The organism is Kaistella sp. (genome assembly GCF_032060305.1).
GTDB lineage: Bacteria > Bacteroidota > Bacteroidia > Flavobacteriales > Weeksellaceae > Kaistella > Kaistella yananensis.
This window is the reverse complement of sequence record NZ_DAMBHK010000064.1, coordinates 1-13,640: the sequence shown is the minus strand read 5'-3', so window position 1 is coordinate 13,640 and position 13,640 is coordinate 1. Positions and strand designations below refer to the sequence as shown.

7 protein-coding genes are annotated in these 13,640 nt (G+C 39.8%); all 7 read right to left on the bottom strand.

Features of this window, described 5'->3' with window-relative positions:
* On the bottom strand, positions 1-952 hold a 952-nt coding region (bshC, locus tag V5N63_RS09210), incomplete at its 3' end, for a bacillithiol biosynthesis protein BshC (protein WP_332033708.1).
* A 3-nt stretch (positions 953-955) separates the two neighbouring features.
* Positions 956-2,884 (bottom strand): putative porin, encoded by a 1,929-nt coding sequence (locus tag V5N63_RS09205; RefSeq protein ID WP_332033707.1) that lies wholly within the window; start codon positions 2,882-2,884, stop codon positions 956-958.
* A gap of 169 nt (positions 2,885-3,053) precedes the next feature.
* Positions 3,054-4,499, bottom strand: coding sequence for a RagB/SusD family nutrient uptake outer membrane protein (locus tag V5N63_RS09200; protein ID WP_332033706.1), 1,446 nt, complete (start codon positions 4,497-4,499; stop codon positions 3,054-3,056).
* 12 nt (positions 4,500-4,511) lie between these two features.
* Positions 4,512-7,364 carry a SusC/RagA family TonB-linked outer membrane protein gene (locus V5N63_RS09195; RefSeq protein WP_332033705.1) on the bottom strand — a complete coding sequence of 951 codons (2,853 nt, stop codon included), beginning with the start codon at positions 7,362-7,364 and terminating at the stop codon, positions 4,512-4,514.
* Positions 7,365-7,677: 313 nt separating this feature from the next.
* Positions 7,678-9,186, bottom strand: a complete 1,509-nt coding sequence (locus V5N63_RS09190) for a RagB/SusD family nutrient uptake outer membrane protein (protein WP_332033704.1) — start codon at positions 9,184-9,186, stop codon at positions 7,678-7,680.
* An 11-nt stretch (positions 9,187-9,197) separates the two neighbouring features.
* Positions 9,198-12,128 (bottom strand): SusC/RagA family TonB-linked outer membrane protein, encoded by a 2,931-nt coding sequence (locus V5N63_RS09185; protein ID WP_332033703.1) that lies wholly within the window; start codon positions 12,126-12,128, stop codon positions 9,198-9,200.
* Positions 12,129-12,465: 337 nt separating this feature from the next.
* On the bottom strand, positions 12,466-13,640 hold a 1,175-nt coding region (locus tag V5N63_RS09180; protein ID WP_332033702.1), incomplete at its 5' end, for a RagB/SusD family nutrient uptake outer membrane protein.

Genomic DNA, 13,640 nt, shown 5'->3' with positions numbered 1-13,640 from the left:
TTTCAGGATGCTTTTCAAGTTCTTCTAAAAGTTCTTCTTTAGAAAAAGTAATATCAGTATCAACAATTTGGAATTTTTCACCGTTACATTCGATGCGGTTTCGGGATTCTGTAAGATAAAACAGATTAATTTCCCGCGGATTCACCTGAACTTTACCATAAGCTCCAGATAAGTATGCTACGGTTTCTTTTGTAGATTCAAAAAGCTCCTGATGAAGAAGTTCATTTCGGAAACGCTCTTTCATCTGGCTTTTCAGTTTTGCATCGTCACCGTCGATAACGAGTAAACCGTAGCTGGAAAAAAGTTCCTGAACTAAAATCCGCGTAGCCTGAGCCAGTGAATTGCCTTTTTTATAGGCTTTTTTCAGCAACAAAATCAGTTCAGTCCCAAAAACTGAATCTTTAAATTCTTCCTCGAATTCGGATATAAAAAAATCATCTTCCACAATAATTCTTCCCACAGCTCCACCGGCTTTCGCCTTGGTTTCATAATACCTGTTTTCGGTTTTAAAGTGGTTGATTTCTTCAAAATCATGATCCTCTGTTGCCATCCAAAAAACGGGAACCGTATTTCTGCCGGGAAACTTTCTGTTTAACTCATCGGCGAGTTTTATTGTCTGCAGAATTTTATAAATGAAAAATGCCGGACCTGTAAAAAGATTCAGCTGATGTCCCGTGGTTACGGTAAAAGTATTTTCCTGAAGGACTGAATACAGATTTTTTTCCTGTTTTTCAGAAAGCTGAACTCCCGAGTACTGGTTTTTTAAAGCTTCAAAAAGCACCTTCCTTTTTTCAGGAATGAATTCCTGAGCTTTCAGCCGGAACTGATTCTCAATATTTTCATCATTAAAAAGCTGACTCCCGAAACCATCGACCTTCTGCAAAAGAAAATCTTTGATGAGCTGCGGAATGCTTTCAATATCAAGAAAAGATATGCTGCTGTTTTTTACCATGATTTAACTGAAAAGATACCAAACAATTCCCAAATTCAGACGAAAATCGTAGATCGGATAATTGGGCACCGTAAATGATTTGTTCTGCATGAAAGTCGTGTTGAGATGCTGCGCTTCGATAAAGAAAAACATCCGCTTCACTTTCATATTAAAATAAACGTCAGCAATCGGCTGCCCGCCAATAGACTGGGAGTTTGCGCTGGGCAGAATAAATTCATTCAGCACCGGGAAATATTCTCTGGATGCAAATTTGGTGAAATAATATACTTTAATACCCGCCTGAATTTCTGCGGCTTTCTTGAAGGCTTTCCCCTGCCAGAAAAGATTTGCGCGTCCTACGAAATTCGGCATCGGCAAAAGGTCTTTATTGTTGATGGCACTCTGAAAAAGCACTTTCGGATTCAGGTGGAAATTCCCGTAAGAAAAGGTAGCCTCGCCACCGATCTGTGAAATATTGAGTCCTGAAGCGCTTTGCTGCGGTGTTGCAGCGGAATCAAGATAGGTGTAGTTATCGATTCTGAAGTAATTCGCAAAGACTTTGCTCTGGAACCATTTCAGGTTGACATCGCCACCGATTTCGGTAATGGTTTCGTTATTTGGATTGTCAAGATAATAATTGAACTGGCGGTAAACCGACGGATTCAGGAGTAAATTGAATGTTGGCGACGCGCTTTGGAAATTTACTTTCGCATTCACGAAATAGCCTTCAATGGGCTCGAATTTCATTAAATTCTGCGAACGGAGAAAAGTTCCGAATTCATTTCCGTTTGAAAATTCAAGATTTGAATTCAGGGCGATTTTATCCCAAAGTTTAATCTGAAGATTTCCTACCGCACCAATACGGTTTTCTGAAAGTTCCTGCGGAATATTTAAAAATGCCGGTAAAGTCGTCCCAATACCTAATTTGATAAGCTGATGACGTACGCCCGCATCGAGCTTGAAGTTTTCTTTATCGAAAAGCACACTCACCGTGTTGCTCAGATTTTTCGAATATTTTTTAGACGACAGCGGATAATCAATTAAACCGGAGGCTTCATCTAAATAATACGGTTCCGCAGACTGCTGGTTGTAGTAATATTTATTTCCCTGATGAAAGATCGTGTGGCGGATCTTAAACGGAAATTTCTCAGAAGAAAAAGGCCGGAACTGCTGGCTGAAATAATACCTGCGATATCCGAAACGCGAATCCGACGAATTAAGGTTTACCGGGATATTCAGGCGGTTATCGAAATTGCTGTTGCCGCTCAGGAAGAGGTCGGTATCCGCGATTCCGCCATTTTCCTGGTTGTTGACATTCTGATGGAGAAAATGGGCAAATGCCTCGTACTTATTGTTTTTAGAAGTATAATGTCCCGAGAAAACAACGTTGTTGTTCGACGCCAGCGCGTTTTTGTACATCCCGAGCGACCGCAAACCGAGATACTCCACCGCAAAATTGAAATTCTTACCGATATTCTGTGTGTACGTAGACTTCAGTTCGGCACCGCTGCTCACAGAATTATGATAAATGAATGCCGCCGTCGGCGTTTTTACATCATAATATTTAACATCATTGATGCCGAGAATATTGAAAGATTTATTGGTCGGCAAAAGTGAAAGATTCTGTTCCGTATTCACTTCAAAAACCAGAGGGTTAAATCCAGAACCGATATTGGCGAACTGTATTCTTCCGAAATTATCTCGGTTATTGTACTGTGAGAAAATAAAAGTTTTGTCGTGTGTAAAAACCGTATCGAAAATTTTCTTCTCAGAAAACTGGGTGTGATATTGGTAATCGTAAATCGTAGGTTTAAAGATCTGCAGCGAATCTTTCCTGCCCGAATCGATCACAAGTGTATCCTGTGGTTTTACTCTGTTGGAATCGGTTTTATTCACAACCTGCGCGTTCATCCCGAATCCACAGAACAGTATACAGAGAAGAAGATATTTCATCCGTTTGCTTTTATTATTTATTGAGTCTGATGAAACGCAGCTGACCGGAAAATTATGGTCTTGAAGGAATTCTGCTTTTCATTAAACCTGGTGTACAAATGTAAGAAATATGGGGAAATAAAAAACCCCCGTTTTAAAACAGGGGGTTTTCAGGTGTTATGAAGTTCTTTTACCAACCAGGATATTGAGTTATATTAAGATTGATATTTCTTTCTCTTAAAGGCATCGGGATTACAAAAAGCTTATCATTTGGAGCTACTTCGCAAACGATACTATAACAGTTGGTAAGTTTTGCAAAACCTAAGTTATTTCTTTTAAGATCGAAGAAGCGGTGTCCCTCCGCGAAGAATTCTTTTCTTCTTTCGTTCAGGATACTTTCAAGCGTTGCTGCAGCGTAAGGTACTGCGCCTCTTGATGCCGCAAAATCATTGAGTTCGGTTAATGCCAACGCGGTGTTTCCTGTTTTGAACAAGGCTTCAATTTTATTAAGTTTGGCTTCAGACATTCTGAAAATCTTTACATTCTGGGCAAAAGGCCCTTCACTGGTCGTTCTGAAATATTTTCGGGTCCAAATACCTCGCGGATCATCCTGGGTAGGAACCGCTGTGGAAGTAAACAGTGAGCGTCTTACGTCTGACGATGCAAAGGTACTATAAAAGTTTTGTGTAAATAAAAACCTTTTCTTGGAACCGTTGAATTCATAAAAAGAAGAAAGAGAACTGTTAATTCCAGGGTTTTCACCGGATGTCGCATTCATATTGATCTCCCAAACTGTTTCAGGTTGATTTTCACTGGAATTAATATCGGCCGCAGTAAAGTACTTCACATAATCTTCTTTGGAAACAAAATTGAAAGAACCACTGGCAGAATTAATTACCTGATCAGCGTAATCTATAGCCTTTTGGTAATCCCCCGCTTTACCTCTGGTAAGGTAAACCCGCGATAATAATAATCTGGCAGCGGTAGGACTTAAAAAGCCCTTATTGGAAGGAATTTCATCAGTCATTATACTTAAAGCTGTGGTAAGATCAGTGATGATTTGTTCATATACCGCATCTACCGTCGCTCTCGGCAACTGCTGATTGGGGTCATAATTTCCTAGATTCAGAGGTACACCAAATTCCTGATTCATATTCGAGGTTGGATTTGGTGAATAAAATGCTACTGCATAAAAATAACCTACTGCACGGGCAATCCTGGCTTCACCTTTAAGATTTAAAACATTAGGTGTATTTGGCAAAGCGGTATTGTTAACAACAGTATTGGCCAGCACGATTCCGTCGTAAAGATCATCAAGCATACCAAAATCTGAGATGTCGGCCGACCAGTTTAAAAAGCCTGTATTTCTGTAGGCAACATCCGATGGAAGTGCAGTAATAAATACGTTATCTGAGATCAGGTCTCCAAATGCCAGAATATCAGCACCAAAAGCAGTAGAAGTGGAATACTGGTCGTAAACACCATTTAAGATGCTTCTCATATCATTTTCGCTCCTGATAGCGTCTTCAATTGGAAACTGATCTACAGGACTTTCTATCAGGCGTTCTTCGGAGCAAGAGGGCAGCATAAGTAACGTAGTAAACGCTGCTGCTATAAATATTTTTGTAAATTTCATTGTAATATTTTTTTAAAAGTCTAACGAAACACCAAACGAAACACTTCTCATGATTGGTGATGTGTAGTCATACAAACCTTTACCGGCCCACGACGCTCCGGCTGCATTGGAGTTCGCTTCGGGATCGAAGGTTAATGTTTTATCAAATGTATAAAGCCATAAGTTTACTCCTCTTAAATAGAGCGTAAGATTATCAACACCGGCATCTTTCAAAACATTTCCAAAGCTGTAGCTCAGTTTTGCTTCTTTAAGTCTTATGTGGTCTCCATCTCTCATCCATCTTGTAGACGGTCCTGCCGCATTTGATGGATTATTAAGCAATTGAATCGGATTAGAGGCAGTGGTATTCGATGGAGTCCAGCTGTCATAAAGCGCATCAGTGATTTGGTTGTTAATCGCCGACCCGTCACCTAAGATATAGTTTTGCCATCTGTTGTGCACAGAATATTCAAACTGACCGGTAAAGAAAGCACTTAAACTGAATTTCTTATATCTGAATTCACTTTTTAAACCTGCAGTATATTTAGGGAAAGGAGTTTTACCCTGCCATACCCTTTGTGCTGCGGTTCTATTGGTTGTAGTTTCGGTATGCGAAGCGTCTGTCCAGAACATTCCTGCTCCTGTCTGAGGATTCACCCCTGCCCATTCATAAGTGTAATACTCGCCTAAAAGGTGGCCTTCACTGATCGCACGCATTCTGTTAGAAACATCGGATAAATCGATTTGTCCTGGATTCGAAATACTTTCTACTGTATTTTTGTTATAAGCAAAGTTCCCGTCGATAAGCCATGTAAACTCACCGGTAAAAGGTTTAATTCCAGCAGTAACCTCCAACCCACGGTTTAGGATATCTCCTACATTTGTTAAATAACTGTCTGGCCCACCAGCTGTAGTAGCGGTTGTATATAAATAAATGGCATCTACTGTTTTTCTTTGATACACATCAATGGAAGCATTGAAAATATTATCGAAAACGGTAAAATCTAACCCCAGGTTATATTGTTTTGAAACCTCCCAGCGAAGATCCGGATTACCCGGCTGAGAAATCGTTGTTGCCTGATCGGCGGCGTATAATGACGTAGGACTTACCAATGCAAGAGCGTTGTACTGTAAATACCACTGATCAGCGTACGGAATATTTCCGATTTCACCATAGTTCGCTCTTAAAGTTAAGAGATTGAAGAAATCAGGAATGAAATTTTCTTCAGACATTGTCCAGGCACCAGCTACAGACCAGAAGTTACCATATTTCTTCAACCCTAAGGTTGAGTTACCGTCTCTACGCACCTGTGCAGATAAAGAGTATTTTTTATCGAGGTTATAGTTTAAACGCGAATAATATGAAATCTGCGTCCACTTTAACCGGTCTTCCCAAGGCTGCCGATAATTTGTTCCAAAGGAAATATACGGAATTGGCTGAGAAAGATCGTCAACCTGAGCCCCCAAAGAGTAGTACTTGTGTTCCTGGTATTCCATCCCCAGATAAGCCTGTATTTCGTGTCTGTCATTAAAAGTATTTCGGTAGCTTAAAGAATTATTCCAGTTCCAGTCAAATGCACTTGATCTACTCTCCAGGACATACCCGTTGTAGGTCAAACCATCTGCGATTCGCGGATCCCAATACGTCTTTTCATCCAAAGCCTGATACTGAACCCCGAAAAGTGAATTGGCATATACATTTTTCATCACCTGCAAATCTGCGGTTACCGAGGAGACAAAAGTTTTAATAGAACCCTTCATAAAGTCCATTTCCTGAATGGCAAGAGGGTTGAAAAAATCGTTCCCGTTACCTAAATTGGTTTGATTGTAGGTCCCATCGGGATTATATGCAGAATAAATAGGCGCAATATACCAGTTGGTAAGCCAGGGGTTTCTGTAGGCTCCGCCATCATCGTAGGTTTTTCTCTCTACATTCGTAAAATTCGCATTAAAAGCCAGATTAAATTTATCTGAAATTTTATGATCGATGGCTGAGGTTAAACTGATTCGGTCAAAATTACTGTTCAGAACCAAAGGCTCGTTCTGGTAATATGAACCGCCCAAACGGAAAGAGGTATTTTCACCCCCTCCGGTAGCCGAAACATTATATGTATTTACAATTGATGTTCTTCTCTGAACTTTTTCCTGCCAGTTTTCGTCACTAACTCCGTCATAATTATTATCTTCCGCAAACTGAGCGGTTGCCGCCTGTAAATCAGTAAAAGCGCCACTGTTTACCAGCATTTGCCCACCCCACTGTAAAAACTCATTGGCATTCATATATTTCTGCTTGTCAAAAGCAATATCCTGTACCGACATATCACTGGAAACGTTAAACCTGGTTTTTTGATTAAAACGTCCTCTCTTCGTGGTAATTACAATCACACCGTTGGCTCCTCTCGCACCATAAAGGGCAGTTGCAGAGGCATCTTTCAGTACCGCTACTTTTTCTATGGAGTTAGGATCAATACTGGCCAGCGGATTCCAGGATTCCATCACCTGGGCATTGTCTGAACCTTTACCTACAACCACTCCGTCGATAACATACAGCGGGTTTGGTGTACCGATTAAAGACCCAACCCCCCTAATGGTGATGAGGTTAGTAGAGCCAGGATCTCCGCCATTTGTTGAAAAAGTTAATCCAGCTACTCTGCCGTTCAGAACTTCATCAACTGAGGCTACTGGCGTAGATTCGAAGTTCGCCTTTGACACCACAGTGTAAGATCCCATTTTAACTGCCGGATCCAACTTAATACCTCCTACAAGCACTACTTCTTCGATATCCTTTGTCTTCGTAGCAGTATCTTTCTTTGCTTTCTGAGCCATCAACGTATGTCCGCTAAAGAACAGAACACCAATGGTTAAAACTCGTAATTTTACATTCATATTAACACATTTTAATATTTTATCTCGCAAATATGTTAATTTATTTTAACATAGCCAAATTAAAATTTCCATATCCTTAAGTTATTTTTATTTTTGTTAACATAATAGCGAAATATAGGTGTTTTATTTTCAGAAGTAGTAGGCATACAGGGAAGGTTGGTGAAAATTACCTAATGTGCCCACTGTCATAAAATGATAAAGCCACCCTTTCGGATGGCTTTATCGGATGAAAGCTTATTTAACTTGACTTAACAAAACTTGTTTCCGTGATTTTAAGAACTTGCAATAATTTGTTATATGCTAAAAACAGATTTTAAAGTTCATTCTGAACTACTAATCCCTGAGAATTATTGATCTCAGTTTGTGGAATAAGCCACGTCCATCTTTTATCACCCGCTGGAACACTCATAAGGTTATTAGTAACAGTAGACACATGATTTGCCCCAGTTCGGTCTAAAGGAAGATTAAGTCTCTTCAGATCTAAAAATCTGAAACCTTCACCCCAAAGCTCAAGTCTTCTGCTGTCCAGGATTTTTTCGATATAAGCAGCCCCAGTGGCAGTAGTGGTAGTATAAGCCGGGTTTCTGTTCTTTTCAAGCAGATCAAATACAACTTTGGATTCTGCCTCCTGATTGTTTTTTGCAAGCGCTTCTGCTTCAATTAAGTACATTTCAGCGGATCGCATAAAAGGGATATCTCCTAAACTTGTGTTGTTATCTACAGTTCCGGTAGCGTTCACAGAAAGAAACTTCTGAGAAGTATAAGGAAACTTGGCATAGGTTGAAGGAAGCGATAATGAAGTATGCGCTCCGGTAGGATCGATCACCTGTGTTCTTACATCTGTAGCAGGAAACTTATTATAAAGTAAGTTGTTTACAACTTTTGGTGCCTGACGAATCTGAGTAGAATTGTAATTACGTGACATGTATGCCATGAAATTTCCAAAATAATCGGAAGTCAGATCGATTGGGCTGTAGCCCCACATCCACTCGGATACTGCATAGGAGTTGAATCCGGATTTGTACTGAGCATTTGTCATCAAAGCAAAACCTGTTCTGGCCTCTTTTGCATACGTTGCTGCCTCAGGATATTTGCCCTGTACCAAGGCCACTCTCGCCATTAAACCACGTACTACATTAGAATTGAAGTGGGATTTATTCGACCTTGGTTTGCCATCAAGCAAAGTGTAAGACTGAGCTAAATCACTGTTAATTGAGGTATAAACTTCAGCTACTGTTGATCTGGGAATAGGATTGAAACTGTCATCAAGTCTCAACGGTACCCCTGGATGCGTGTTTGCACCCCCTACTTCATAACGTTTTGCATAGATCTGGGTAAGCATGAAATAGCCATAAGCACGCATAGCAAGTGCTTCGCCCTTTATTCTTTCCTTTGTAGCATCGGCTCCCGAAACGTTGGGAAGGTTTTTCAGAATAATGTTGGCAATCCTAATCTGTCCATAATAAAAGTCATAAGGATAAAAAAGGTTACCGGAATTTGCGTTGTTATTATCCAGCCATCTTAAAGTACTTACATACCAACCGTTACCAGTAGTTGGGAATACCAAATCATCTCCCATTACTTCCATATAGGTTAATACTGAGGTTGCGCCGTTTTGACCCTGACTGGCGTTTTGTCTGTAATACATATTACGGTGCAAACCATTGAGGGCAATTTCAATATTTGCAAGACTTGACATTGATAATTCCTCACTCGCTGCATTCGTTGGATCTTTCTCCAAATATTCTCTCTCACAAGACGACATTACTCCTAAAAGAGCGACCGCTGCCATCCAAATTGTTTTTCTAAATATAAACTTCATGTTTGTAATTTTTAAAATGTTGTACTTAAACCAAAAGTGATGATTCTGGATGGAGAATATCGGTTAGATACTGTTCCGTTAAATGACTGATAAGGTTCTAAACCTTTTCTTTTGCTGGACAGCCAAAGATTTTCTCCACTCACAAATAGTTTAAGATTATTAATGCCGACATTTCTTACAACCTCCGGATTAAAATTATATCCCAGCGTTGCATTTCTAAGCATTACATAAGAGGCATCCACCAACCATCTTGATGATGCAGCACCAGCTGCGGCAATATTCGCAGAACTTAATAACGGAACATCAGTAATCTGTCCGGGTGTAGTCCATCTGTTTAAGATATCGGTATGCAACGCACCACCCTGTGGATAACTGGACATGATGCCAGCATAATTTACGTCATATATTTTACCGCCGAACTGATAGTTTAATGCTGCAGAAAGCTCCCAGTTTTTAAAATTCAATACCGTGGATACATTACCGAAGAAATCAGGAATAGCAGAGCCGTGGTACTCATATTTCGCCTTGTTCTGATTCGTCGTTACCAAAACTCCATTTACTGTTCTGATATCCGCCGCAGGGGTTGGATATAAATCCTGATCAAGTACAAATAATGGTGACCCGTCTGCAGGATCTACACCATACCAGGTTCTTAACCAGAATGCATAGATATCTTTCCCTTCCATCAGCTTCTTAGTTCCAGAAATAACTTCTTTCTGAGAAAGTGAATTCAGGGTATTGGTATACTTTGTACCGTAGGCATTAATAGTCCACTTTAGGTCCTGCTTCTTAATAACATCCGCGGAAAGCGTAATCTCAAAACCATCATTCGACATGCTTCCAACATTTCTTTCGATCTCATTCCCGGGAATACCTGCACTTACAGGAGTTTTGTAAGGGAATAAAAGGTCTTTGGTTTCCTGCTCATAATATTCAAATGTACCGCGAACTCTTCGGTTTAAAACCTCAAATTCTAACGCAATATCCTTCTGTGCCTTGGTTTCCCAAGTAGTAATAGGATCTGCAACAGATGTAAGTAAAATTCCCGGCTCTGTACCGTTGTTATACCCTAAGCTGAACAATGTTTTATAGGCAAACCAGGAGTCAAGCGCATCGTTTCCTACCTCGCCGTAAGATGCTCTAAGCTTCAAGAAGTTGATGAAGCGGTTATCACTGAGGAAATTTTCTTTAGAAATCACCCAACCTGCACCTGCAGACCAGAAATTTTCCCATCTTACATCGGTAGCAAACCTTGATGATGCATCCCATCTCATGGATCCTTCTAAAAGATATTTTTCGTTAAAATCATAGTTAATTCTACCAAACCAACCTTCTTTAGTTCTCTCTCTAAATTCAGAATCTAATGAACTGTTGTCGATAAAATTACCAAATTCATAAAAATCATTTAAGACCTGGGTACGCTTATATCCATAAAGATAATCGAACTTGTATGAATTATTTTCGTGACCTGCCAAAGCAGTAAAGTTATGGCTTCCAAATGAGTTCTTATAAGTTAATACCTGGTTCCAGGTCCAGTCTCTGTTAAAATAAGCAGTTCTGGCTGCTGCACCAATACCCAAAGCGTCACCTATCAGCTTGTTTGTGTAGGTTTTAGTATAAGTTCCACGGAAGTTATACGCTGCATTGGTTCTAAAAGTTAATTCGGGTAAGATTGCAAATTCTGCAAAAACATTAGACTGGGCATTATAGGTATTGGTATTGTTCTCGTTCAACATTGTTTCCCAAACAATATTTCTACCACCTGCAGCATCGGTTCCTCTAGCATTTCCATTATCATACAATACATTTCCAAAAGGATCATACAGTCTCGCCCCCGTTACTGGATCATGCTGATATGGGCTGTAAATAGGACCCATGGTTCTGGTCCAGTTATAAGGGTTAATGTATGCTGCATTATTATTTGCACCATCTACTGCATTTCCGGCACTGGAAATTGAACCGTTAAGAATTGCCCCCACCTTTAGCCAGTCTTTTACCTGAGATTCGGCATTCAAACGTAGATTTATTCTTTCGAAATCCGACTTAATGATATACCCGCCTTCATTCATGTATCCTAACGAGCTGTAAAAAGTACTCTTATCATTACCACCTGAGAAACTCACACTGTGATCCTGACGTAAGCCAACACCCACAATTGCTTCAGCCCAGTCAAAATCATTGTACTTTAATGTTGCATTAGGATTAAAAACCCCATCAATCACCAATTGATTGTTTGGGACATTATATACATTGGTTTTTAAGTTTCCGGTAATCAAGTTATTGGTTGCCCATAGGTTAGATGCGGCCAGACCTTCATTGGGAAATCCTGCACGCCTGCCATTTCGCATAGACTCCCAGGTTAGTGTATAGTAATCCTGTGGTCCTACTCTTTCGTATTCATCTACAAACCTGCTTACAATACCTGTACTGGAATTTAAAGTCATTCTCGATGAATTCTTCTTACCTTTTTTGGTCGTGATCATAATAACTCCGTTTGCAGCACTCGATCCGTATAATGATGTTGAAGATGCATCTTTCAGTACGTTCAATGATTCAATATCGTTGGGATTAATTGAATTAAGGTTACCTGGGAACGGCATACCGTCCACAATAATGAGAGGATTGGTTGAAACCAGATATGATCCGGCACCACGGATTCTAATCGAAATCCCGTCACCTGGCTGCCCTGAACCTGCTGCCACCTGAATACCGGCACCTGCACCATCCAAAGCCTGCATTACATTCGAGATTGGCCGATCTTCAATTTTTTTAGAATCGATCTGAATATTCGATCCTGTTAAAGTTGCCTTCTTTTGCGTTCCATAAGCCACTACAACCACCTCATCAATATTCTGAACTTTGGCAGTGTCGCTCTGTGCCGACAAGTGTTGGGCAGCAAAAAACATAGCCCCAATACTCAATACTCTTAATTTCACATTCATATTAACACTTTTTTAATATTATTGCGGCAAATATGTTAATTTTATTTAACATTACAAACTGTTTAATTATTTAATCCTGAGTTTATAAAAAAATTGGTGAGATTTCTGTAATAATTATTAATATAAATGAGTAAAACCCTAATTTTTTTGCATTTTATATAAATTCATATCCACTGAATACAGCATATTTACGGAAATTTAAATCAAGTTCACTGTAATTTATAATCAGTACAAATAAGATTTTTAATGCGTTTAGTCGATAGTTGCCAGGCTTGTAAGTTAAAATAAAAAAGGAGCAGAATATATCTGCTCCTCATTAGTAAAACCTGTATTCTGATTATTTCAGCTTAGGGTTATTGTTGATTTCCGCCTGTGGAATATCCATGGACAGTCTGTCGTCATCATAACTGAAAGTTTGGCCTTCATAGAACAGGTGATTAGGCCCTCTTTTGATGGTAGCTTTATTTCTCTTCATTGCCAAGTAACTCTTACCTTCTCCCCAGAACTCGATTCTGGTCTGTAGATAGATTTCGTTTAACAAAGCAGCACCTGACAAACCATCGATATAGCTTACACTATTCAGTCTATCAGTTAAGAAGTTCTTAAGAATGTCTTTCGCCTGAGCTTCATTTCCTGATTTTGCTAAAGTTTCAGCAGCTAACAGATGGAATTCGTCTGCACGCATAAATAAGTAATCTGTAGTAATAATTCTCTGTCCTCCAAGTATTCTTTCCGGTGCGTAGAACTTATTTACTGGAACTGCTTCATAGGAAATCGAACCACGGCTTACTTTCATATAATCATCTGCATTTTTTGTAGGATCGAAGTACATTCTTTCCAAAACATAGCCTTTTGGATATTTAGTGCTGGATAAGATTTTCTCCCCTTTGTCATTTAAAACAAATGTTCCATCCGGGTTTAGCAAATAACTTGCTGCGTTGGGATTCTTAGGATCGAAAGTTGGATCAAATTCAACTACAGTGGCAAATTGGTTTCTACGGACATCATCGGTTCTCATTGCATCATAAAGATCATAGTCGATGGCTTTTGAGTCACCAACCCATGAATAGGAGTATGAAAAAACATCCGCTTGTCCCCACCAACTGATCAAATCGAGATCATTCGCTTCCGTAAGGTCGAAGCCCCACATCCAGCTGCTGGTTTTCAGATCATTGAATCCTCCACCTTTTCCTTCGTTACCTTCAGTACCAATAAACGCAGTTTGCTCTTTATTCGTCTTTGGAAAGTTTGAAATAATACTCTGAGATAATGCAGCCGCTTTGGCATTTTCACCCATTGCCGCATAAGTGTAAGCCAGCAATCCTTTAGCAACATCCTGGTTGATTACTCCTTTATTAGCGCGGCCAAAACCATTTAGTAATGTTACCGCTTCCGTAAGATCTTTTACAATCTGTGCATAAATTTCAGACTGTTTTGCCTTTGGCTGAGCCTGTACCCCTGCATCAATATACAAAGGAATAGCCGGTGCAGCCGGATCATATTTCGTAGTGA

Bases quoted from the DNA above. Each gene is read 5' to 3' on its own strand.
- V5N63_RS09205 (WP_332033707.1), bottom strand. From the start codon at position 2,884: ATGAAATATCTTCTTCTCTGTATACTGTTCTGTGGATTCGGGATGAAC.
- V5N63_RS09200 (WP_332033706.1), bottom strand. From the start codon at position 4,499: ATGAAATTTACAAAAATATTTATAGCAGCAGCGTTTACTACGTTACTT.
- V5N63_RS09195 (WP_332033705.1), bottom strand. From the start codon at position 7,364: ATGAATGTAAAATTACGAGTTTTAACCATTGGTGTTCTGTTCTTTAGC.
- V5N63_RS09190 (WP_332033704.1), bottom strand. From the start codon at position 9,186: ATGAAGTTTATATTTAGAAAAACAATTTGGATGGCAGCGGTCGCTCTT.
- V5N63_RS09185 (WP_332033703.1), bottom strand. From the start codon at position 12,128: ATGAATGTGAAATTAAGAGTATTGAGTATTGGGGCTATGTTTTTTGCT.